A 24,892-nucleotide genomic window follows, 5' to 3' on the forward strand; every position below is an offset into this window, starting at 1 on the left:
ACAATGAATGAAAATGACGTTAAACTTACATGTAAGTTTATTTGCACCAGTAGAATCATTAGGAATGCCTTTCATTTGCCTTTTAAAGGGTGTTACAAGCGTTAGTTAGGTCAGAGTGGTATAATTCTATCCTAAGATCATAGAATCGCTTTAAAACGCAATTACGTGCCATTTGTTTTTTCTGAGCATTGTCTTTCATTTCTTTTATCAGATAACTTTGAAAGAGAGCTTTCCATAGCTTATTATTATTGTAAGTAAAAGGGAAACGAACAGAGTAGTATGTTTTAAAGTCATACTACTTATTATTATTATATAATAATAGGGGTTATTTTGAAAACTGAAAATCGAACAAAGTTCTCTATATTCCTACCATCTTGCCCTCTTGTTCAGACTGCAGTCTCAAAATCTAAAGATGCTCTTAAGCTATTGAAAATCTAGTATTTTTTTAATTATTAACAAATTCTGACTTCGTAGACTGAGCAAAATCTGAACAAAATTGGCCAAGACTGAAAACTGAAATATTTAAGTAGTAAAGGATTTTGGTAAAAAAGTTTAGATGTCTAAAATTTGATCATTATAAACCCAAACATTTGGATTTTCTTCTGGAACAATATCCCCATACTCCGGTGATTTATAATCAGTAGGTAAAATTTTCTCATAAACTGTAACATTCTTGTTTAGTTGGCTGTCAAATTTTGTAGTTCTTTTTTCCATACCTGCAACACAAAGTATTCCGTATTTGGTTCTTGCAGCATTTTTACCTTCTCTGTTGAATTTAATGTAACCTTTTGCAGCAAGTACATCGATGCGGTTACGGATAGAATGCTGACTACCAAGACCTGCCTTATTTTCAAATACCTGACAGAATGAGTTAATTGTATATACCTTTCCTCTTTTACGTGCTTCCTCATAAATCAATTGCAAAATAGTATCGTGTCTACGAGAACGTTCTGCATCTAACTTCTGACCATAATCTTTGTTTACAAGCCTCTGTGATTCGTAATCAGTCATATGCCAGCAGTTATCGATTTTATCGACACATTTTGACGGAATAGCGTGACCATTACGTAATTCAAACATCAGTTGACGACTACTTTGCCGTTCATCTGGCTTAAACATTATCATTCCTGTAGTATAAAAGCTTCTTAACGAACCAGCACCACTGAAACTCTGAAATGGATCTTCTTCTAATGATTTCTTTTGTATCTTTTTCGTGTGATGCACTAGAATAACTCCTGCATCTGGATTGACTAATGTCCTTAGCTTTTCAACTCTCTCCTGTAAGAAGAAGAGCATTGCATTATTGTCATTTTCACTACCATTATCACCAGCATCAAAAATATTACGCAGTGGATCAATAGCAATAACATCAACTGTGTTTGAACCAAATGACCTTTCTATTTCAGCAACAACCTCGTCTATACTATCGCCGTTTAAAAGCAGCTTTATTTGTGGCGTAATTACCAAATTATCTGCAGCAAGCTCTATCAATTCCTCACTAAGTTTTAGTTGTTGTACCCGTTCACGCATATAATGGTAACCAATTTCAGTCTGAAGATAGAAGATTCTTAAAGGTCTCTTAGGCACCATATCAAGGAATGAAACTCCAGATGCCATATGAAATAGCCAAGAAATAAGAAAGTCACTTTTTCCAACTTTAGGTGCACCAGCAAAGACTAAAAGCCCTCTTGGAGTTAAGATTCTTGGGGCAATTGTATCCTCCGGCATTGGTGATTTGTCACTCAAATATTGTCTTGCAGGAAATGAAACAAATCTCTTCGTCTTTAGAATATCAGTAGTTGGAGTATTAGTAGCAGGTAAATTTATACATGTGGTTGAAGCTAAAAATTTTTCGACTTTTATGCCTTCTTGTACACAATCAGCAGCATCCCAACCTTTTGGTTTATTTTGTGGAATCTTAAGAGTAACAAGTGATGCAACACCAAGATCTGACAGCTTTTTGGCAGCATTTTCAGCATATCGTTTGCCTGCTTCATCATTATCTGGCCAAATAATAATATTTTTACCCTTAAGCGGTGTCCAATCTGTTTTATCAATAGGTGCATTTGCTCCAAACATTGCTGTTGTTGCAGTAATTCCTTTCTCTATGAGCGCTTCTGCACATTTTTCTCCTTCAACCAGAATAATCTTATCAGATTTTAGAATACCTGGAATGTTGTAGAGTGGCCTTATATCTGGTTCACCAAAACTCAGCTTCTTAACATCAAATGGACGATATTCTTTTCCTTCAGGTGGATCATATCGGTAAACTATAACAATAACTTGGTTGTTTTTATCGTAATAATTCCAGCTACAAGTCAGGTGCTGTTCTAGATCTTTGATACTCTTTTTTTCTCTAGTGTATTGTTTGCCAAGCCATTCACTTATAGAAGCCATTACTTCAGAAAACTCTGTCCTCGCATTCTTCCTATGTACAACTGCCCAAAGATCGATAATGTCACCACCGTCCCCGGTTGCGAAATCATTCCATAATCCAGCTTTACTGCCACTTAGCTCTACTCTTAAACTTTTTCCTCTATTACCCCAGATATCCCCTACTTGAAATTCATTTCTGCAAAAAGTGCCATTAGGTAGTAAGTACGAAAGACATGATCTTATCTGCAACAATAGTTCTGCTTTTAATCTTTCACTGTTTAAACCGAAATTCATAGTTCAAAACCTTCAATCATTTCTTATATGATTTATACTGTAATTGCTGCTTGTTGTGCGCCATCACCATTATTTAAATTGCTATCACCATTATTCTCAGAAAAAAAGCATAGAATATCAGCAAGTTAAAAATCGCATCGCAATTATTTAATTTTGCTCCGCAATTACAATTAGTCTCCGAAAACAACCATTCTTGAAGAAGTTATAGCTCTTTCGATAAAAGTCCGGATGTGATAGGATAAGGATAGATGATGATAAGGAGGTTGAATGCCAGCAGCATATAGTTATGATTTAAGAAAAAAAGCAATGGAAGCGCTAGACGAAGGAGAAAGCAGAGAAACAGTGGCAGCAAGATTTAAGATTGGACGAACTACTTTATGGGAGTGGCAGCAAAGAAGAAAAGAAACAGGAGACTTTCAATCAAAAAAACTTGGAAATGGGGGTTACAATCACAAAATTACCGACTGGGATACCTTTGCCAAATTTGCCAGAGAACACGGAGGAAAGACTCTATCGGAAATGGCTAAACTTTGGAACAACGTTAGTATCCAAACGATCTATCGAGCCCTTAAAAAAATTGGATTTACGCGCAAAAAAAGACATATGGATACAAGGAAAGAAACGAAGAAAAACGTGCTGAATTTTTGAAAATTATAGCGACAAAAGAACCTAAAAACTTAGTGTATATAGATGAGTCTGGCATTGATAACACCGAAGACTACCCCTACGGATATTGCCAGAAAGGACGGCGGTTTTATGCCTTAAAATCTGGAAAGAAAACTCAACGAATCAGTATGGTTGCAGCCTTAAGTGGAAGAAAGATAGTTGTTCCGTTAACCTTTGAAGGCCACTGTAATATGGATGTTTTTAATGGATGGTTTGAGCAATTTTTGACACCGATCTTGGAACCTGGACAGACTGTCATTCTTGACAATGCTACTTTTCATAAGTCTGATAAGATTATCGAGCTTGCTAAAGGGGTTGGTGCAGAAATTTTGTATCTGCCGCCTTATTCTCCAGATTTCAACAAAATTGAGCATCATTGGTTTGCTATAAAAAACAGAGCCAGGAAAAACATTCCTCTATTCGAATCCTTTCTTCGTGCTGTTGATTCTGCCTTCCTATGACCTGTTTGGACTATTATGAGAAATGCTATACTATTCAAGACCCTGATATCGCCGCTAAAAAGCAAAGTATTGTTGACGTTCTCTGTAGAGATGAAGATGGGGTGCAAGTGATCGTCGAGATGGTGCGACCTGAAAGTCTTCGGTCATATTGTTTAAAAGGAGAGGAATTCCTTCAGAAAGAAACTGAAAGAATCCTAAAACTTATTAAACCAGATGTTTTGCCATCTGAGTCTACGCATCAGTGCGAATCGGGTAACCGGTTGGTGCCGAGCGATGCGGACAATGAACCTCCTCTTGATAAAGAAGATGCTCAATCGTGAGAGAAAGCATAAACTACAAGCATCATGTGGTTGGAGCGCTAGGCTTAGTGGTATGGTGAACGTAAGTGAAGCTTCATAAGTATCGTAACGATTAAAGAGCTAAAGATGCTGATAAGCTCCGACCAAAAGGTAATGTGGATGAGTTACATTTTTCATTTCTGGATGTACGCAAATAATAATTCCACCGGTATAGAGAAGCCACCTAACCCACTGTTGTATGATAGAAGGAACAGGGTAAGCCTGTATTTTCGCCTATATGGCAGGCAACCCGCAAGGAATGCTGATGGATGTGCAGGTAAAGGATAATGGAGAAAGCGAATGCCATTTTGTAACGAAATGGATAGAATTTGTAACATTAATTCGCGTGAAAACGAGCAGACTTCCATTTGGTCCCTCATGACAAGAAACTTTGTTAACCACTTAAGGTAGGAAAGCAGATGATTACAAGTACAACTGTAAGTGCACCTACCAACAACTCCGAAGCATGGAACCAGTTACTCCGGAAGAGAAATGCCAAAAAGTTGTTATGAGGCTACAAAGACGTATTGTTAAGGCTGTCCAACAAGGAAGATGGGGTAAGGTGAAAGCTTTACAACATCTTCTCACACGCTCCTTTAGTAGCAAAGCTTTAGCTGTTAAAAGAGTAACTGAAAACCACGGAAAAACACGGCAGGTGTAGATCGTCAACTGTGGTTAACTTGCAATGCTAAAATTCAAGGAATAAAGCAGTTAAAGCAAAGAGGATATAAACCTTCCCCGCTAAAACGAATTTATATCAATAAATCTAATGGCAAAAGAAGACCTCTTGGAATACCCACGATAAAAGATAGAGCTATGCAAGCATTGTATTTGTTTGCTCTGGAACCGATATCTGAAACAATCAGTGATCGTCACTCCTACGGCTTTAGGCCCAAAAGATCCTGCGCAGATGCTATTAAGGCTTGTCACTTATTATTGGCAAGGCGCAATCGACCACAATGGATATTAGAAGGCGATATCAAAGGGTGCTTTGACAACATTAACCATGAATGGCTTATGAAGCATATTCCTATGGAGAAAAAAATTCTCCACAGTTGGTTAAAGGCTGGTTTCCTAGAGTCAAAAACCTTGTATCCCACAACTGCTGGCACTCCGCAAGGAGGTATAATTTCTCCAATACTAGCTAATTTTACCTTAGATGGTCTTGAACGGTTATTAGAAAGTCGCTTTGGTAAATTAGGTAGCAAAAGAAGAGACAAAATCAGAAGTGGAGTAAATTTAATCAGGTACGCAGACGACTTTATTATTTCAGGTTTCACACATGAGTTACTGGAAGATGAAGTCAAGCCTATGGTATCATCCTTTCTTCGTGAAAGAGGTCTAGCTCTGTCAGAAGAAAAGACAAAGATTACATTTATTACAAAAGGGTTCGACTTTCTTGGCTGTAATGTGCGTAGATATAGTAAGAAATTATTTATTACGCCTTCGAAGGAAAGTATTAAGAGATTTCTTAAAAAAGTGCGTGCATTAATAAAAGCAAATATAGGCAGTTCACAAGCTGTAGTAATTAAATCACTCAACCCTTTATTAAGAGGATGGGGAAACTACTACCGTCATGTGTGTGCTAAAAAAGCGTTCAGCAAGATAGACAATGAAATTTGGCATAGTTTATGGAAATGGGCAAAGACAAGACATCCCCGTAAAGGATTACGTTGGATAAAAAATCGTTACTTTAAAGTAATGAATCATCGTCAATGGGTCTTTGCTACTTCTGTATGCAAGAACAAACCAAAGGAAATAAGGTTTATGAGCTTACTCAAACTAAGCGACATTCCTATTAGACGTCATGTTAAAATCAGGGCGGATGCAAATCCACTTGACTTAAAATGGAAAAAGTATTTTGATGAGAGAGTGAAACGAACAAGAATGTTAGCAAGCTCCTTTTCAAGAGAAGGTTCTCTACTGTTAGTGTCACCACTAAAGTTGATGTATTCTGAGGATTTATGAAAGACAAGCCGGTTCGAGAAAAGAAGAACTTAGATAAGGGGCTCAAGCGTAGTGTGGGGAAACCTGCATGCTGCGTTTCTAAGGGAGGGAGTAGTAGTAATACTGCTTCCTTACCTGACCAAGTTGCCAAAACTAAAGGCTTTGAAAAACGCGCTCAATATTACGCTGCTAAAGCTTATTCAAGGCAAGCTGATAAAGGTGATCAATATCAGGATCTTAAAGAAATCATTTTTATAGCTATTGCTGATTGTATTCTCTTTCCTAATAAATCTGAGTATAAGTCAGATCATGTAATGTTAGACAAAGATAGCTATGAACATGATTTAAAAGATTTTTATTTTACATTTATTGAGTTACCAAAATTTCCTAAAACTAAAGAAGACCAATTGGAGAGTATAGTTGAAAAATGGATCTATTATTTTAAATATGCAGATGAAACTAGCGAAGAAGAATTGGAAAAGATAATAGGTAGTGATGTAATAATTAAAAAGGCATATGAAGAACTAAATAGATTCAACTGGTCAGAAAAAGAATTTATTGCCTATGAACAGGAAATAAAACGTATTCTTGATGAACAGGCTGTCCTCGCTCAAAAACTTGATGATGCTACTGAAAAAGGTAGAGAAGAAGGCAGGGCAGAGGGCAAAAAACAGGCTAAAATAGCTGTGGCTAAAAATTCACTCAAGGCGGGTGTTTCTATTGATGTTATTGCTGAAATAACAGGGTTTTCTGTTGATTATATTGAGAAAATTCAAGAAAAGAAGTTTTAGCCATAACGTTTTTTTTATTAAACCCTCTATTCTAGTAATTTTAATATTGCAATCCATTCTAATGTCTGTACAATGCCTTTTTTATATAAATACTTAATAGGAGGGGTTAATGCCAACACAGAAAGAGCTTCGGGCTACGATGTCCAAAAAATTACAGGAAGCTATTAAACATCCAGATCCAACAGTTGCTGCCGGGAGGAAGTCAGCTATCAAGAGATGGGTGGGAGTCCTTCAAGATAACTTTATGGAGCACATAAAATACTTTAAGGGTGATAAGTTGAAGTTTTTGCACAATGTATTCCAAGATGAAGGTTGCTGGTCAGGTGTAAGGTTGGATAATGCTGCTTTAGGTCAAAGGTTTACTGAAGAGAAAATAGGTGGAATAGATAATCCACTTCGCAAATATGAGATGGCTTGTAGTTACTGTGTAGTAGATAAAATTCATCCACTCTTTCAAAAAAGATTTGAATCTTATAGGAACAATTTTCCTCCTGGTGCATTTGATGGTAAAACTGAAACTGAAATTGGCAAATACGTACGAAACTCGTTACTAGATAGCATAAAGAGGAAAGGTCCTGTGTTTGATTTCTGGATCGATAGAGAATCTGGGGGATTAAAGCAACCAAGTAACGCGTCAGAAGGTTTTGATAGTGCTGTAAAACTTAAGTGGAGTGAAGGGGTAGAGTATTTTTATAATCATTTAAAAGAAGAAGATAAGGAAAAGAAGCTCACAGAAGCTATTCTTGCTCTTTCTCGTCCTCAATCTGTTGAGAAAGACGCCCCTATTTTAGATTTTTGTGTAAATAAGATAGTCGATAAAGATACTCTTTTACAGAAATTATCGCAGAAAGATAAGGGAGTATATGCTCTTCTTGCTGAATTAATAGAGTCATGTTTTTTTGATACGGTTCATGATTTAGTACAGTGCTGGTGTTATAAAGGAGTTTCAGAACGTGGAGATCATTCAGAGAAAATATTCTCATATGAAGAATATAAACTTCTTCTTTCCTCACTTTCAAATGTGATGTTAGACAATCCTGAGTTAAATGCTCAAGCAAGATCTCTTATTATGGAAATGTGGAGATGTGGTCGCTTTTATAAACACAAGGAGGCTGCTGTCGATACTTCTAACTTCCAAGTTCCTATAGAAAATGCACTTGCAGGGTTAGTGGTTAATTGGGAACGATCTGGTCGTAAGTCTGATGAAAAAAAAGAAATATTAGAGATAATGTTATTTGCTAAGGATCGCTTTCCTGAAAAGTTTGAGTCCTTCAAAGAAGTGATGATAGAAGACCTTAGATTATGTGGTAGAGAAGGTAAAAGAGTAAATGTAGATTACGGTCTGTTTGCGGAAGAATTATTCTCTGAGTTAGAGAAAACAATTTTACCACCTGTAGGTGATGGTCCTTGGAATAATTTACGGTCACGATCTAAAGCTCATGGTAGTAAGGAAACAACTTTGCCAGTTGATGATGGTCCACAGTCTGAGCTTGGAACTCCTAGTGTAAGTGGTGTTTCTTCTTATAAGAAAAAAAGCGTCTTTACGCTTAGTCGTAATAAGTAATCCACTTATGAACTCTTGGTGTTTCTGGTCGTAGTAAATAAGGGGTATTTTGTATGAGTAATGGTGATGGATTTATTAGGAGTTTGGTGGATGGAGATCTTGAAGGATTCAGACAAGGATTTGAATCTTTTTTAGATCAATGTCCATCTTTTTTGTATCATGTAAGTGCAGGTCGTTTCCTTCCTGTATTCTTTCTTAGTATGTTTGCTACTGCACATGATGCTAATATCTTAAAAGCAAATGAGAGAGTCTATTTTCGTTTTGATAATCATGGTATTGATACAGGTGGTAGAAATAGAAATACAGGGAACCTAAAAGTCGCTGTTTATCGTGACGGACAGCAAGTTGTCAGATGTTACAGTATTTCTGATCGTCCTAATAGTGATGGGTTAAGGTTCAGTACAAGGGAGAGAAATGCTCTAGTGCAAGAGATTAGACGGCAAAATCCAAATTTAAGGGAAGAAGACCTAAATTTTGAGCAATACAAAGTATGCATGCATGGAAAGGGCAAGAGTCAGGGAGAGGCAATTGCAACAGTATTCGAGGTGATTCGTGAAAAGGATTTTAGGGGTAGAGATAAATTTGCCAGATATTCAGCATCTGAGATTCATTTCTTAAGGCAACTCTTCAGAAATCACGGATTATTAACAATTAAGGAAATAGAGAGAAGACAACTTAGCCAATACCGGCAAGACGAACTTGATAGGCTTGTCAATTTTGTGCAAGTTGTACCAGGTCAACAAAGAATTGATAACTTTGCGGAAATGTTAAGAAGTGGAGTTGTACGAACTTTACGAGACAATAGCACAGTAATTTTTAGATATATAACTCGCATCTATAATAATTACAGACAAGTGCTGGGAGATAATATTGAAAATCGCTATCAAAAGTTTGAGAGTCACGGGTTTTTACTAGGGTTTTTAGCAAATTTTAGTCATCGCTACACAATAGGCATCGATCTTGACTTATCTCCTAGAAACTCACATGTTGCATTTCTTGTACGTCATCAAGCAGAAAGAGAAAATGTTCCTATTGTTGTCAATCTTGCTACAAGGGCACCGTCCAATATCGCATTAAACCGCGCCAGAAGTCACGCTGAAAGATTGCATGTTTTTTCATTTATACCTATCCATACTGAATCAAGAAATACTGTCTGTGTTGGATTAAATTTTAATTTAAATCTAGATCCTTTTAGTGTTGATACAGTAGGGCTTCAACAGGATAGATTTCCTTTAGTACAAAGATTGTTTGAGTATATAGAAGATGAAGAGGTTGGAGAGAATATTAGAGATTTCTTGCTTCAACATCTTCCTGGTGAAATACCAAGAAATGCAGATAATTATAACAGAGTATTTGATTGTATAACTGGTTTTACTTTTGGAAGTAGTGCTTTTGATAGGCACCCTTTAGAACTAGAAGAAGAAGACGAAGCACCTATAACAAAATACATATTTAGACATGGTGATGAGGGTTTAAGATGTTTAACTATGGTCTTTCATGCTGAAGGTTCTGATATAGTTATACTTCATATTAGAGCTCACGATGCACAACAACAAGGAGCAATCAATTTAGAAAATCTTAATATTAATGGAAATAATGTTCATGTATGGGAAGTTTCATGCACACTTAATGACCAATTTGAGCTAGATATTGATCAACCAAATGACCTTGGTTTATATCACGATTACCAAAATAATAATGCAAATAATTTTCTTGATGGTGATCTTGTACAAGTACCTAATGCTGAAAATGTACATGGTATTTCAGAAAGGGTTATGAATGATGGCTGGAAAAATGTAGGTCAGCATAGAGAACTATTTCAAGAGATCTCTGGAGCATTGATGCCACTTAGGGACGCAATAAATGTTAATAATGAGGATAAGTTTCGTTCTATACTACATGGTACATTTTATGCTAGTGATAATCCTTATAAAGTGCTTGCTATGTATAAAGTTGGTCAAACATATAGTTTGAAAAGGGGTCAGGAAGAAGAAGGAGAAAGGGCAATACTCACAAGAATTACAGAACAGAGATTAGACCTTTTATTATTAAGACAATCTACGGAGAATGCTCCAGATACTCATCCGATTGTATATGTATTAGGATTTGCTAATAATGCAGAAGAAGTAGCACAAAAGGAGAATAACGCAAAAGATCGAATAAAAGAACTTATGAACAAGCAAAGAGGATATTTGCTTATTACTTCTGGAAATGAGGTGGTTTTATTTCCTCTTATATTTAATGCAGGTGCAGGGAGAGTAGAAGGTCTTATATCTATTCCAGAAGGAATAGGAAGAGAAGAATATGTACATAGACTTGATCGTGGTGGTCGTGACTCAAGACCAGGAGTATTAGTGGGACCTGAAAGTGTTATTGATGAAAATCCACCAGAGGGTCTATTATCAGATCAGACTCGTGAAAATTTCAGGCGCTTTTACACGGAAAGAAAACCAGGACAGAACTCGATTTTTTTGCTTGATATAGATGATAATCTGCACGTTCCATTTAGTTACTTGCAAGGTACTAGAGCACAGGTAATAGAAACATTAAAGTCAAGAATAAGGAGAGGTGATAATTCCATTCCTACAGCACAAGAGATAAGAAGACAAATAAGAGATATTCTTAGAAATCAAGGGATAGAAGTAAATGATCTACTTACGCTAGAATTTGCGACGAGAAATGGACATTATGATTACTGGCTTCAACAAATTGATATAGCTCACGCTGGAAGATTGCGATATCAGCTTCGTACTGAAGGTAATCACACTTTTGAAGTAGCTAATTTGGCAAGGAATGACGGTAACGAGCACATTGTTAGAGTATTAAATCAATTTAAGAAAAATGAAGAACAACAGCGTTTAACTTTAATCATTACTTTAAATAATACTCATTGGGTTACACTAGTGATTGAACGTCAAAATGGGAACTATGTTGGGTACTATGCTGATTCAACTGCTACTGCTGTTCCAGGTGGTATTACTGATATCATTCAAAATAACTTAGGAAATAATATCAGGATTAATAATGTTTCTGTTAGTCAGCAAACAGATGGTTGGAATTGTGGTTTATGGGCATTAGAAAATGCTAGTGATATTAATCGAGTTCTAAACGAAAATCCTGGAGAACAAGTTCAGAATGTTGTAAATATTATGCGTGATTTTCTTGGAAGAGGCCACCCAAACAGAGATAGAAATTACTTTCAGAACATAAGAGTGGGCATTTCACAATTATTCAGGAATGATCCGGGATTTCAAGATGTGCAATTGCAAGCATACATTCAAAATAGAGAACAAATTAATCCATTACTACGTACTTATCTAGAATTAGGATATCACAGAGTAGGAGGAGGGTATGGATTAGTAGAAGCACCTATATCGCTTGGTGTTAGTGATTCCAGTAATTTTGGTGACCTGCCACAGTCGAGTTTAGAAGGTCCTGAAGCTAGTCGTGTTTCTGACCTTAGCAAAGGTAAAGGCGGTAGGTAGAGGTAATCGGTAGATGAAAGGAGTGTAGGACATCTAAAGCAAAGAATGCCATTCTAAGCCCACCTCTGAAGGTCATTTTTTTCTCGAAGCTTAAAAAAACAAAACCCAATATAAAAACGTTGAATATTTCTTCAGAATTGTGTATAATTATTAATGCTTTTTAGGTTGATTTCTTATGACTTTTTCTAAGTTTCTTGATCCCAAAAATGATGTATCGTTTGTGCGACGTGAAAAGTCGCTTATTAAATTGTTTAGCAGGTCACCCTGACTAAACCGAGTGTTTTGCCGCTCGTACCCTACTAGACTGTACAAAAGCAGTAATGCTTTGTGCAAAGCGTTTAGGACAATGAACCTGCCTGAAAAGGAGAAGTTCGGTCTGCGAAGAAAGAACAATGCTATAAGTGTCGAGTTGGCACGGGGGCTAGGGTTAATGGTATGGATAGCGCAAGCAAATGATCCTAAGCATCGTTACGTCGAACAAGCCAAAGACACTGATAGGCTTGAACCAAAAGGTAAGTAGACTGGTTATCAAACTGAACGCATTTGATACGCAAACATCAAGGTCACCGGTGTAGAGATCAATCCTAACCCGTTGTTGTTTAATAGGTGGAACACGGAAACCCCATATATCTCTGGGTACCAATATTGGATATTCAGTAAGGTCGATCGTGAGAAAGGCTTATGGGTATGTGGGATTGGGAGTGTGGAAAAAGTGAACGCTCATCTGTAATGGATGTGATACAGGTTTAACGTTACCTGGCTCGAAAGAGAACTGACGTCCACAATGGTCATCTTGGACAAGATTGTTTGTAAAACTTTTAAAGAGAGGAAAGCAGATGGTTACAGGTAAAATTGTAAGTGCACCTTTCGGTACTGCCGAGCACTGGAACCAAATTAATTGGTCTCAATGTAAGAAAAAAACCAGGAAGCTACAAGCTCGTATTGTTCAGGCAACAAAAGATGGGAGATGGAATAAAGTGAAAACTTTACAACATCTTCTCACACGTAGTTTTAGTGCTAAAGCATTAGCAGTGAAACGCGTAACTTCGAACAAAGGAAAATACACGGCTGGTGTTGATAATCAGTTGTGGCAAAGTCCTTCAGCTAAATCTCAAGGAATTGCTAGCCTAAAGCGACGTGGATATCGCTCTCAACCTATGAGACGCATTTATCTAATCAAGCCTGAGGGCGGCAAGCGGCCGATTAGTATTCCAACTATAAAAGATCGTGCGATACAAGCCTTATACCTTATGGGCTTGGACCCTGTTGCAGAAACAATAGGAGACACTCACTCATATGGATTCAGGGTGCATCGTTCAGCAGCAGATGCAGTAAGTCAAATTTTCATAACATTGGCAAGACGTGATGCTCCGCAATGGATTTTAGAGGGGGATATTAAGAAGTGTCTCGATGAAATAGACCACCACTGGTTGAAAAACTCAATTCCAATGGAAAAGAGTATCCTAAATAAATGGTTAAGGTCTGGATTCGTAGAAAGACGAATGCTACATCCCACAATAGCAGGAACTCCACAAGGTGGAATTATATCTCCTGTACTTGCTAATTTAACTCTCGACGGTCTTGATGATGTTTTCAATAAACATTTCGGAAAAAAGGGAACCAAAAAACGCAAGAAATATGGTGTACACATGATCCGCTATGCGGATGATTTTATAGTAACTGGAAAATCGAAAGAAATTCTAGAGACTAAAGTCAAACGGCTTGTAGAGGATTTCCTGAGCCAAAGAGGGCTATCTTTATCGGCAGGAAAGACAAAGATCACACACATAGAACAGGGATTCGATTTTCTCGGTCAGACAGTACGCAAGTACAAAACAAAACTAATCATCAAACCTTCAGAAAAAAGTGTAAACAGACTTCTGAAGCGCATCCGGTACCTAATTCGCAAGAAGAACGCAGAAACCCAAGAAAAAGTAATTGATATGCTTACACCTCAAATTCGAGGATGGGCCAATTACCATCGAGGAATATGTGCGAGAAAAGCTTACGAAAAAGTGGACCATGAGATCTTCAAAGCCTTATGGCACTGGTCAAAACGCAGACATCCTAATAAAGGATTACGTTGGATTAAAGGTAAATACTTTAAAGTCAAGGAGTCTCGAAAATGGTGTTTTGCAGTACTGGCTAAGAATAAAAACATAATTGAATGGAAAGAACTCTTCCAAGCGACAAGTGTACCAATTCGCCGCCATAAGAAAATTAGAGCAGTAGCTAACCCCTATGATAAAGAGTGGTATGCTTACTTTAAAGAACGTCAATCAAAAAACTCTTCTCTTTGCAAAAATGGTAAGGTATGATTAATGTTAGTTCTAAGAAGGAATTTGATATGTCCAAATATTCGATAAAAACTGTTGCCGGTTCTAAAGAAAAGGACTTAAGGTGGCTCGAGCCGTATGAAGGGAAACTTTCACGTACGGTTCCTAGAGGAGGGTTCGATGGGTAAATATCTTAGTCCATTGAACTCTTACTCTTTCAAAAGAATATTTGGCACCGAGAAGAATAAAGATATTCTCATTCATTTCTTGAACGATATTTTAGGTTTTACTGGCTTAGCTGCTATTCACGATGTTGAATTCTTAGCTACCATTTTGGATCCTGAAATTGCCGCTAAAAAGCAGAGTATTGTCGATGTTCTTTGTAAAGACTTCCAAGGTTCAAGATATATTATAGAAATGCAGTTCACTAAAACTAAAGGCTTCGAAAAGCGTGCTCAATATTATGCTGCTAAAGCCTATTCAAGTCAAGCTGATCAAGGTGATGAGTATCATAACCTCAAGGAAATTATCTTTATTGCTGTTGCTGATTGTATTATTTTTCCAGATAAGATTGAGTACAAATCTAATCATACTATTCGCGATGAGCATACCAATGAACATGACTTAAAAGACTTCTATTTCGTATTCATTGAGTTACCAAAATTTACAAAAACCAAAGAAGACCAACTAGAAAATATAGTAGAAAAATGGTGTTATTTTTTTCGTTACGCAGCAGAAACAAACGAAGAGGATCTAGATAAGATAGTAGGTAGTGACGTAATAATAAAACGAGCTTATGAAGAGATGAATAAGTTTAATTGGTCAGAAGAGGAGTTACTGGCATATGAGCAAAGGAAAAAACGTATAATGGATGAGATTGCTGCTTTTGCTGAAAAATTTGATGAGGGTCTTAGATTAGGTCAAGAAAAAGGTAGACTAGAAGGCATCCAAATCGGCCATGAAAAAGGTAAAATTGAAGGCAAAATTGAAGTTGCAAAAAATTTACTTCAAGCTGGCATCTCTATTGACATCGTATCGCAAACTACGGGCCTTTCCTCTAGTGAGATCAAACAGCTACAGTCAGAAAAGACCAGATAGTTTCATCGATTTATCGCTCTGCTTATTCCTTTAACCACTGATGTTCCGTTTAAGAAAGTATCAGGCTTCTTAGATGACTCTACTTTTCCTGAAACCTGCTGATCTAAGATCTTATAAGGCTTTTCTACCTTCTGTTGTAGCAGTGCAGTTTCTTTTTCCTCTTTTAAATTGCTTCTCAAACGATCTAGAAACTTATCAGTTTGTTTAAATTCTGGACATGCTCCTTTTGCAAATGAATATAGAGTTTTTGATATCTCAGAAAATTTTCCATTTCTTATTTTTCCAACTATAGCTGATTGTACTGCCAGAGGATCAAGGTTTAGGTTTGTTACTGATATACCTGATTTAATGGCTGTTTCATTCAATACTTTCTCAAATCTCTTTGTAATACCCCATGCATAGCCCTGTGCTTCCAATAAAGAAATAGAGTTTTCTAATGAAGATATATATTTTTGACCCGTAACTCTTCTAATCAATAAATCAAGTAACATTATTGTACCATTTACATCTATTGGTGCATTAATTTGTGAAGTTGAACTTGCAGTATTTAATGTTTCTTCAGGTAAAGCAGCCCTAGAGTAAAATAACCCACCTACAGAGCTTTTCACCCAACTAAACAAATCATTTATCCATGAAGATGGTCTTGTTGTACTGCTTACTGCTATCTTAGGTTGATCTATAGCAAGAGGTTTACGTGATAAGTGATTCTGATGACGATTGTGATCTCCATGGTGATGACGGCGTCTGCGTTGTACAGGCTTTTCTCTTTCTTGATTAAGTTTTTCTAAGCACTGCACAACATCACTACATTCTTCATTTTTACCATTTACTCTGAATTTTTCTCTAACAATATCTAGTGGTGTTCTACCGTCAGCAGTTAAGGCATCAATATCAGCACCTTTTTCAGCAAGATACTTAACCATATTTAATAAATCCAATTGAACAGCCCAATGAAGAGGTGTCCAACCTTCATTATCTTTGACCTTAATATCAGCACTGTTATCTAAAAGAAGTTCAACTATATTAAAATTATTCTTTTGAATTGCCCAGAACACAGGAGTCCAACCCTGCCTACCCTGAACATTAACGTTAGCACCTTGTCTGATACTGTCTCTGATTTTCTCAAGATCTCCTTCTTCTGCAGAAATTAATAATTCTTTATCTAGATCCAATTGTTTTCGTTTCAAAACTTCTACTATATCTTCGTAACCCTTTTGAATAGCTAGGTCTAAAGGTGTCTTGCCGTACATGTCTGTAGCCTTTAAATTAGCACCCCTGTCAAGAAGTAGATTTACTACATTCAACCTGTTTGCGTCAACAGCAATATGCAAAGGTTTCCTATTGTATGCATCTTGAGCCTCAACACTAGCACCTTTATCAAGAAGAAATCGAACCATACCCAAATTGCCTTCTTGAACAGCAAAATGTAAAGGTGTTCCTTCATACGTTGTTTCATTATTAAACTTAGCACCTTTGATGATAAAAAACCTAACTGCATCTAACTCGCCTAATTGAGCAGCAAGTAGCACAGGCGTTCTACCATAAATATCTTTACTCTCAATTCCAATCCCTCTATCAAGAAAAACTTTAATTATTTCAGGTTTATTACTTTTAGCTGCTGCATGTAAAAGTGTTTCTCCGGAGACTATGTTTTTGTTGGTACTAGCACCTCTATCAAGAAGAAGATTGACTGCATCTAAATTACCTGACTGAGCAGCAAAGTATAGAGGCGTTCTCTGAGCTTGATCTTTGACATTAACTCCAGTACTCTTGCCCCTCATATCAAGAAGAAGTTTTATTATATCAGTATTACCACCTTGAGCAGCAAAGTGTAAAATTGTTTTAACATGAATACCTTTAGCTTTGATGCTAGCATGTTTATCAAGTAGAAGCTTGAATATGTCTAATTTGCCTTCTTGGGCAGCAAGCTGCAAAGGTGTTATACTACCACATTTAGCCTCAATATTAGCACCTCTATTAAGAAGAAGTCTTACCACGTTCAAATTGCCTATTTCAATAGCTAAATGTAAAGGTGTTTTATCACCATTACCTCGAACCTCTATGTTAGCATTTTTATCAAGAAGAAATTGAACCATATCAAAATTGCCTTCTTGAACAGCAAAATGTAAAGGTGTTCCTTGGAACGTCGTTTCATTATTAAATTTAGCACCATTATCAATAAAAAGTTTGACCACACCCCATTTACCTGACTGAGCAGCATAGAGTATAGGTGTGTAACCAGACTTGTCTTGAACCTCAATTCTTGCACCTCTATCAAGAAGAAATTGAACCATATCTAAATTATTTCCTGATACAGCAAAGCATAAAAGTGTTTGACCTTCCTTATCTTGAGCATCAACATTAGCACCATAATTAAGAAGAAGTTCTACCACACTCCATTTACCTGACTGAGTAGCAAGAAATATTGGTGTGTAACCAAACTCATCTTGAACTTCGATATTAGCACCTCTATCGAGAAGAAGCCTGACCCTATCCCACTCACCAGCTTCAGAAGCAAAATGTAAAGGTGTTCTCTTAAATTTCCCTTGAGCCTTGATATCGCTACTGCTTGAAACTTCTAAAGGTAAAGAACTTTCCTGTAAATCGAGAATAGAGCTAACATAATTTAATTTATCTATACTATCTGCATTGTATATTTTATCTATTTCATCACTTAATGGTATTTCTTTATCAATGAATCTTATAGAGAATGTCTTCATTTTAGGCTCTTTATAGAAATCTTTAAAATATATGATAAATAACTCGCCAACTTCGATACTGCTATCCAAGTTATTTGTCATAATATTTGCATTAAAAGCATTGGTAACTATCAAGTCATATTTATCGTGAAGATAACTATATTGACCTGCTTTTTTAGATATAAACAGCTTATTCTTTTCTTCTACTTCCTGAGGCGTTACCACAATGATTCTTTTATCAGAGATTAAAAGTGAAGGCTTTAAATATAGACTATTGTCTATTTCCATCGGTGCATTATCAAAAATAATTTGTAGTTTTTTATACCACTTATTTATAAATGCATCTTCTAGTCTGACTGTTATTACATCCTGCTGCAAGCCGGTAGCTGATATAGACAACTTAATTAATAGATCACTTGCATCTTTAATAACCGTTGATATCGGTTTCATACCCAAATCCTTATTTATTTGTTGTACCAACTTACGCAAATCTAATGTACTCCTTAAACTTCTTTTTCTGTTGATATTATCATTAATTACTACTTCTCGAATAGGTAAGTTTTCTATATCAAGTATTTCATGGTCTGAAGTAATTACACGTGTACTGTTTTCTCCTACAACAATATTTTTCCTCTCACTTTCTTCTCTATTAAGTTCATTGTGTATACCTTCCAAAAAAACTGGACAAAAATCAGAGCTTCTTTTCCTCCTTTCACTTAAACATCCACCTAAATCTAACTTATTTTCTGATTGGCTGAGGGAAGCAAACTCTTGCATATTTTTGACTATGGCAGATATTTTACTCACCCAATACTGACCTACTATACTTTGATTATAACCATTAAGCAAAAGGGTGCTTTGCAACTTGCTTGATGATTCTGAAATCCGAGTACCATTAGACTCGTCTCTAGTTATCATTAATTCAGAGCACTGATCTATTACATTTTGATCATAACCATTTAACGAAAGATTATTTTGTAACTTTCTTGATAACGCTGAAATTTGAGTGCTATTCGATTTATCTCTAAATTCGGTAAGTTGCTCTAAACTACAGAAATTTTCAGTAAAGCTAATTTGATCTTGCAGTGAAGAAAAACCTAAACATTGATATGTTGAATTCTTATTTTCACTTTCAAAACTATCAATTGATACTAAACATTTAAAGTCATTTTCTATTTTAGGAGTATATTTACCTTTATTTTTGTAATTCTCTGAAGCTTTTTCAATTAGGTCTTGTATTTTTCTTACCTCAGACAAATTAAACCTATCTAATTTACGAATTATTATTGATTCTAAGTCTAAATCAAATTCCAATGTAGAAATTCTATAAGATTTAACATTATTCCAACTTTTTATGTTGACTGTATGATTGGACCTCTTATCGCAAAATATCAGATCTGCACCATTACTAGAAATCTCAACCCGATCCGGAGTAATATTCTTTAATATTACTACCCCTATACGCTCCTCATCTTGTCCTACAAAAGTAGAGATATCTCTTTCTAATTTTTGATTATGCTTAATAGTACCAGTAGAGTTACTAAAATCTATAACGTATTCTTTTACAATTCTTTCATAATCAGTTCTAAGTTTATCCTTGTAGTCCATTACATCATCAACATTCTCTAATAACCCGGAAGATGGAAAGAGATCGTTGTTATTCCATAGAGAATAAGAAATATTTTCCCATTTACTTCGATCATTATAAAACCCTTCCATTCTAATAATAAAAGGTATTTCACTTTCTCTTATTAATAAAAGATCATCTTTATCTTTATATTTCTCAATATCTTCAAGGTGGGAATCAATTACTATATGATCATCTTGAAAATCTTTAGATAACAAAAACATATTCTGAGTTTGTGTGGCTTGTAAAAAAGGAACTAATTTACCCTTCTCTGAAGAAGATGGAGAACATGACATCGACTGTATATTAGGGATAAAGGCTTCTCCTTTGTCATTCATAACTATAAGATGCCTATAATTATGACCTTGCAGGTAGTTTTTTACTTGAATACTAGTGTTATTATAATTTAAATGTAAGTCACATTGCTGGATTGAAAAATCTCTTTTAACTACCGGCATAAGTAGCATATCTAATTTTTCATCATCTGAATTATTATCAATCTTAACTTCCTTATTACCTATACTATCACCAACAACATATACATCATTTCCTTTTCCTCCTCTAGCAAACACAGTTCCTTGATCGAAGTTTATTATATCATCTCCCAGAGAACCAAAAACCATGTGTGGAACTACACTATCACTCTGATTTTGCACTTTACCTCTAATAACACTCAAAACTTTATAGCTCTTGTCATTATTTAGAATCTTTTTGTAATGATTTTCAACATCATCAAAATTATCTAGAGAATGTTCTGAATGTAATTCAAATGATTTAATTTCCATAGTTGGTGAGTCTGATCTTTCAATTTTAGGAACGATATTACTACCATTTTTGTCTATTAGCACGAAGTGAGGTTTATTACTGCTTTGATTAACATAATTTTTTATATCAAGAGTAAATTGATTGTTTTGACCAAAATTTATTTTCAAAGATAAAGTATTACTTTCTGTAGAGTAAGTTATTTGATCACAATCACTCAATAAATCAAATTCAGGAAAGACTATAGTTCCTGTTCCATCCACATCAATCTCTGAATATAAACCCTTACCTTTGTAGTCCGCAGCTTTTACGTAAAAAGTGTAATTGCTCTTTCCACCCTTGACTGTAGTATACGGCGAAATAATTACTTTTTTGCAATTTTCAACTATATCTTTCTCATTGTTGTTAGAACTACCACCACTATCTATGATAACGTCACGATCATCGGTTCCTGTAAAGTGTTCAGAGTAACCCATGCACAAAACCTCATCCACCTTATTCTTTCTTCCAACATAGTAATAATTAAAGATGCCATTATTATCAATTTGATCATTGATTAACCAACGACCATTTACTCTTGCCCTTAATGACCCGGAGGAACTAGGCTTAAAACGATAGTTAACATTCACTCCTATAACTGTATCTTTCAATTGGCTTAAATCAAGTATATTAACAGAGTTACTTCCACCAATAATTTTACCTGAGAAGTCAACGTTATTTACAACAAACCTATTTACTACCTTATTACTACCACCAGTTATTTCTGCCGTACCTGAGTAAATTAGAAAATTATTGTTCCACACATTACTTCCAACAATAGTACCTCCGTTCACATTTTGTAGATCGTAAACAATTGTCTTATCTTCTTGCTTCATTTTTACTCTATTATTATGGCTAATAACCATTGCGTTTTCACAGTAGTATACAGCCAACTTAACTGAGCTTTTAATACCTTTTTCATAATCTTGATTAGTAATCTGTGGTAAACAAATCCTGCTAGCACCTTTAATATGACTAGGTATAACACGCGAAAGATTTTTTGCATTGGCATCTGTTCTATTCATCATAATCGTTGCGTAGTTCGGGCGAAGAGTATTACCGCTTACTTTTCCAAGACCAATACCGTAAGCAACAACACTATTAGGACCATTATTTAAAGCTTGCCACACTCCTTTAGCTAGACTATCAACTGTGTTTTTTCTATCTGCAAGGTGTTGCACATCAGATGCCATATCTTGAGATAGAATCGTTCTCCAAAATATGCTCCAGTTTTCTCCATGGGTTGTATCGTACTTTTTCTTGTACTCCACGATATCGCTAACACCACTATAAATTCCGTAACCTACCATGAGCCCAAATCCAACTGCAATACCAACTACCGGCATGCCAGCGGCTGTAAGAGCGACACCAGAAACAAATGATACACCAGAAAAAGATATAGATGCTACATTATCTCTTATTTCTTTCTCTCCACATGGATTATCACTACTCTCTCTATTTTTACAGTCTATAAGATTATTTGCTGATATGCCTATGTCGATAATATCAAACACACCAGTTAAAGCTCCTGCTGTACCTCTTGCTATCGCACTTCCAAATTTTACTCCTGCAACTCGAACAGCAAATTTTGTCTGTTTACCTAAAACACCTGGTATCTTTCCTACAATTTTTTCAGCTGATGCTACAACTTTGGGAGTAATTTTAACCATTACATTCTCAATTGGTTGAGATGCAAAAGACCATCCTATTCCACCCAGATTTAATCCACAATCTGTTGCTGTTCCATCCTTACAAGACACAATGGCACCATGGATTCCTCTTATTAATTGTATTCCACCTGCAGCATTCATTAATCTGCCTTTTAATTTTGAGCTTTTTGTTGCACTACTAGTTTTTTGTGAAATGTCACCGTGCAAATCCTTGATACGTTCATTCTGAACATAGCGCTCATATCCTTGATCTGCAACAACCTTATCAAGTAAGTACTTGCGATCACCTTCAATACTTTTATCTCCAACGAACTCTACTAGCTGAGCATTTTTCGCTTCATCTCGACTATTCTTAACATAAGTCAGGAATTTTTCGCTATCAATTATAATCTTATCTACATTATTTTCATCTACCTTTCCTTTACTGAACTTTTCCACATCACCCTTTGAAAATAAACAAGGATTAACACTTCTCTTGCTTCTACTACTTTGCTTTACACAAAGATTTGGGTCAAATTTATTCTTAGGCTGCTGCTGACTAAAACTAAAGATAGAGCTATGAACTACTTTAACAGAAGAAAACTCATCTTTGCTCATTAAGATAAGAGAATCTGCGTTACTCGCACCTTTATCAAACACAACGCCTACAAAATCTACTTCCTTCCCATCAGTAAGTGTTTTGTAAGTTACACCTTTCGTATACTCATCACTTATTTGTTTATTTGCCTCATCTTTTAACGCATTAGCCGTTTTACCTTCCCTTGGTCCTTTAAGTTCTAATCCTACTGGATCGTATTCTTTAGCACTACTAGCTTGATTTGCAAACTTAATACCATGAACTAGCATATCAATACGTTTTCCCCTTCCGGTTTGAAACTCTGTTAATACCAAAGCTCTGTTTTCTTGTGATTCCACTAGCTTTATATCACTATAGTGGCTAAATGCTCCGTGAAATACAGCTTGAGTATGCGCTTCTTTTTCTATTAGACCTTTAAAAGGTAGCACTGCCTCACCTAATTTTCCAAATAACTCCTTATACTTGCCTATTGATTGAGATTGATCTTGTGAAGAAGCAAGCTGAGACTCTAGTACTGCATCAAATGTTTCTTTTAACCCAGCAGGATAAGGAATGTTTTTCCACTCTCCATTAAAAGACTCTTTTCCCTCTTTATACTCACCTATAGAATTAGATCTATCAACTCTCTCTATAGCAAAAAAATCTGATTTTCTTTCTTCTTGTAAACTTATACATACTTCTGTTATTTTACCAACTTTTGGTAGATTAATTGGCATTTTCTTCTTACTAAACTCTCCTTTTCCTCCCTCTCTAATGTGAAAAATAAATACCTCTTTGTCTTGCCCATAATTTCCCTTAGTCAGCATGAATGTTGTCACAGGTCTCGCAGTTGATTGTGCACCTAACCTTGTAGAAGAAGCAAGTGGGTACTCATTATATAAAAATACGGATTTCTCTAAATCAATATCTATAAACTTATCAGCGAGAAGAAGTTGCCCTAATAGAAATCTACTAAAGTAATTACCTCCTTTCTCTGGCGTACCAGGAAATGTGTGATAAATACGTTCTAGTGGCTGTTTTATTTTTTCTTTAACGTTAGTGATTGTACTTTTCTCACCATTCCAACTTGAAGTTACTTCTAGGAGTTTTTGTACCGTAGGAGGAGCAGGCTTCCTATCAGCAGGTGGAGATATATAAATTGAAGACTTTTCACCTTCAGTTAAATCCAAATTTAACCCTACACATAACACATTGTCTGAAACGGTTAAAACACGCATTGTATTTGGCTGAAAGCCTTTTGCATAATCTTTTGCTTGCTCTAATGCACTACCTGGTGTTGTACCAGTAGCTGTTCCTGCCTTTAATTCAATAATAATGGGAACAGCATTTAATGATCTATCCTTACCACGAGGCACTAGAACGATATCAGCATAACCTCTCCCTGCAAATTGCTCTAGGTAAACTCTGAGATTATGCCTATAGCGGAAATTTACTAAAGCACCTGCTACAAATCCATGATGTGCTGCTTCTCTTGCTTGATTAGCGTAAACAAGTGAATCCTTATATTTAGAGTGAATTTTACCAACTTTTTTAAGAACTTCTTCAACAGATTCCTTTACTTTTCCTGCATTCGAATTAGTCAGCTTTTCTATGTCATTCTCTGGATTACTCCACAACCCTTTTTTTATTTCCTTAAATTCATGCGTTGCAGAAGCATTCTTATCCAACTTGTCATCTTTTACTCCAACAGATATTTCCCCTGTGGTTTTAACAACTTTTACTAATTTAACTCTAAGATCATCCCTAGCACTTCTTATATGTTGATTCTGTGCAGGTAAATTTGATTGACCCAGTATCTCTTCTAGCTCACCATAAGTAAACTTTTTACTCTCACTATCAGACTCTGAAATCACAAAAAGATTTACCTTCTCAATCGCGCTTTTCTGATTTGTAATATCACCTTTTCTTATGACAGCCACTTTTAAAGTTTTTGAATCATCAAATTTAAAATAAATTTTTTTAATATCTAACTTTTTTGCAATTTCCGTATCTACAAAAGTAGAAAAGCTCCCTAAAAAGAAATGAGGAAAAAAACCTTCTTTACCTACCGAATGTAAATATGATGGAATCTGATCAATGTATGACTGAAATCTTGCTTTGAAAGATTCAAAATCACTTCCTTGTTGAGTTGAAGTACTTGCTACTACTTCTCGAATTAATAATTCTATTAACTCAAAATCTTGTGATTTCTCTTGATTTGGCATAAGATCCTTCAATAATAT

General features: G+C 35.8%; 12 protein-coding genes and 1 pseudogene. 11 read left to right on the forward strand and 2 right to left on the reverse strand.

The window, feature by feature from the left end; translation table 11 throughout:
- Positions 1 to 552: 552 nt before the first annotated feature.
- A complete protein-coding gene (locus OOL03_RS04900; protein WP_264707152.1) occupies positions 553 to 2,670 on the reverse strand; it encodes an AAA family ATPase in 2,118 nt (705 codons plus the stop codon).
- Positions 2,671 to 2,937: 267 nt separating this feature from the next.
- Here OOL03_RS04900 and OOL03_RS04905 point away from each other — a divergent pair.
- The 11 genes and pseudogenes from OOL03_RS04905 to OOL03_RS04955 all read left to right on the forward strand — a co-directional run bounded on the left by OOL03_RS04905 (position 2,938) and on the right by OOL03_RS04955 (position 15,296).
- Positions 2,938 to 3,797, forward strand: a protein-coding gene (locus tag OOL03_RS04905) for an IS630 family transposase (RefSeq protein ID WP_264707019.1) whose coding sequence is annotated in 2 segments (ribosomal slippage) — positions 2,938 to 3,262 and positions 3,262 to 3,797 — 861 coding nt in all. Because the reading frame shifts where the segments join, the coding sequence is not laid out codon by codon here.
- 29 nt (positions 3,798 to 3,826) lie between these two features.
- Positions 3,827 to 3,919, forward strand: a pseudogene (locus OOL03_RS07025) (Rpn family recombination-promoting nuclease/putative transposase); the annotation flags it as partial.
- A 454-nt stretch (positions 3,920 to 4,373) separates the two neighbouring features.
- Positions 4,374 to 4,517: a hypothetical protein gene (locus OOL03_RS04915; RefSeq protein WP_173862902.1), complete on the forward strand. Its 144-nt coding sequence runs from the start codon at positions 4,374 to 4,376 to the stop codon at positions 4,515 to 4,517.
- Positions 4,518 to 4,643: 126 nt separating this feature from the next.
- Complete coding sequence (locus tag OOL03_RS07190) at positions 4,644 to 4,796, forward strand: reverse transcriptase N-terminal domain-containing protein (protein ID WP_264707681.1); 153 nt, start codon at positions 4,644 to 4,646, stop codon at positions 4,794 to 4,796.
- Between the two features lie 41 nt (positions 4,797 to 4,837).
- A complete protein-coding gene (gene ltrA, locus OOL03_RS04925) occupies positions 4,838 to 6,103 on the forward strand; it encodes a group II intron reverse transcriptase/maturase (protein WP_264707682.1) in 1,266 nt (421 codons plus the stop codon).
- On the forward strand, positions 6,100 to 6,873 hold the full coding sequence (locus tag OOL03_RS04930; RefSeq protein ID WP_264707154.1) for an Rpn family recombination-promoting nuclease/putative transposase: 774 nt from the start codon (positions 6,100 to 6,102) through the stop codon (positions 6,871 to 6,873). The genes ltrA (OOL03_RS04925) and OOL03_RS04930 overlap by 4 nt, the downstream gene beginning before the upstream one ends.
- Positions 6,874 to 7,012: 139 nt before the next feature.
- A complete protein-coding gene (locus OOL03_RS04935) occupies positions 7,013 to 8,437 on the forward strand; it encodes a cytoplasmic incompatibility factor CifA (protein WP_319803713.1) in 1,425 nt (474 codons plus the stop codon).
- A gap of 53 nt (positions 8,438 to 8,490) precedes the next feature.
- Positions 8,491 to 11,922: a cytoplasmic incompatibility factor CifB gene (locus OOL03_RS04940; RefSeq protein ID WP_319803714.1), complete on the forward strand. Its 3,432-nt coding sequence runs from the start codon at positions 8,491 to 8,493 to the stop codon at positions 11,920 to 11,922.
- 346 nt (positions 11,923 to 12,268) lie between these two features.
- Positions 12,269 to 12,442 (forward strand): hypothetical protein, encoded by a 174-nt coding sequence (locus OOL03_RS04945; protein WP_264707156.1) that lies wholly within the window; start codon positions 12,269 to 12,271, stop codon positions 12,440 to 12,442.
- A 316-nt stretch (positions 12,443 to 12,758) separates the two neighbouring features.
- Positions 12,759 to 14,240: a group II intron reverse transcriptase/maturase gene (gene ltrA, locus OOL03_RS04950; RefSeq protein ID WP_264707157.1), complete on the forward strand. Its 1,482-nt coding sequence runs from the start codon at positions 12,759 to 12,761 to the stop codon at positions 14,238 to 14,240.
- A gap of 138 nt (positions 14,241 to 14,378) precedes the next feature.
- Entirely contained in the window at positions 14,379 to 15,296 is a 918-nt protein-coding gene (locus OOL03_RS04955) for an Rpn family recombination-promoting nuclease/putative transposase (RefSeq protein WP_264707158.1), read from the forward strand.
- A gap of 2 nt (positions 15,297 to 15,298) precedes the next feature.
- Here OOL03_RS04955 and OOL03_RS04960 read toward each other — a convergent pair whose 3' ends face one another.
- The gene (locus OOL03_RS04960) at positions 15,299 to 24,874 is read right to left on the reverse strand and encodes an ankyrin repeat domain-containing protein (protein WP_264707159.1); all 9,576 of its coding nucleotides are present in this window, start codon (positions 24,872 to 24,874) and stop codon (positions 15,299 to 15,301) included.
- Positions 24,875 to 24,892 lie beyond the last annotated feature (18 nt).

The organism is Wolbachia endosymbiont (group A) of Acrocera orbiculus (genome assembly GCF_947250015.1).
Taxonomy (GTDB): Bacteria; Pseudomonadota; Alphaproteobacteria; order Rickettsiales; family Anaplasmataceae; genus Wolbachia; species Wolbachia pipientis.

What these genes read in the sequence shown, in the direction of transcription:
- OOL03_RS07190 (WP_264707681.1), top strand. Translation starts at nt 4,644, where the DNA reads ATGAGGCTACAAAGACGTATTGTTAAGGCTGTCCAACAAGGAAGATGG.
- OOL03_RS04955 (WP_264707158.1), top strand. Translation starts at nt 14,379, where the DNA reads ATGGGTAAATATCTTAGTCCATTGAACTCTTACTCTTTCAAAAGAATA.
- OOL03_RS04960 (WP_264707159.1), bottom strand. Translation starts at nt 24,874, where the DNA reads ATGCCAAATCAAGAGAAATCACAAGATTTTGAGTTAATAGAATTATTA.
- ltrA (WP_264707157.1), top strand. Translation starts at nt 12,759, where the DNA reads ATGGTTACAGGTAAAATTGTAAGTGCACCTTTCGGTACTGCCGAGCAC.
- OOL03_RS04945 (WP_264707156.1), top strand. Translation starts at nt 12,269, where the DNA reads ATGAACCTGCCTGAAAAGGAGAAGTTCGGTCTGCGAAGAAAGAACAAT.
- OOL03_RS04930 (WP_264707154.1), top strand. Translation starts at nt 6,100, where the DNA reads ATGAAAGACAAGCCGGTTCGAGAAAAGAAGAACTTAGATAAGGGGCTC.
- OOL03_RS04940 (WP_319803714.1), top strand. Translation starts at nt 8,491, where the DNA reads ATGAGTAATGGTGATGGATTTATTAGGAGTTTGGTGGATGGAGATCTT.
- OOL03_RS04900 (WP_264707152.1), bottom strand. Translation starts at nt 2,670, where the DNA reads ATGAATTTCGGTTTAAACAGTGAAAGATTAAAAGCAGAACTATTGTTG.
- OOL03_RS04935 (WP_319803713.1), top strand. Translation starts at nt 7,013, where the DNA reads ATGTCCAAAAAATTACAGGAAGCTATTAAACATCCAGATCCAACAGTT.
- OOL03_RS04915 (WP_173862902.1), top strand. Translation starts at nt 4,374, where the DNA reads ATGGCAGGCAACCCGCAAGGAATGCTGATGGATGTGCAGGTAAAGGAT.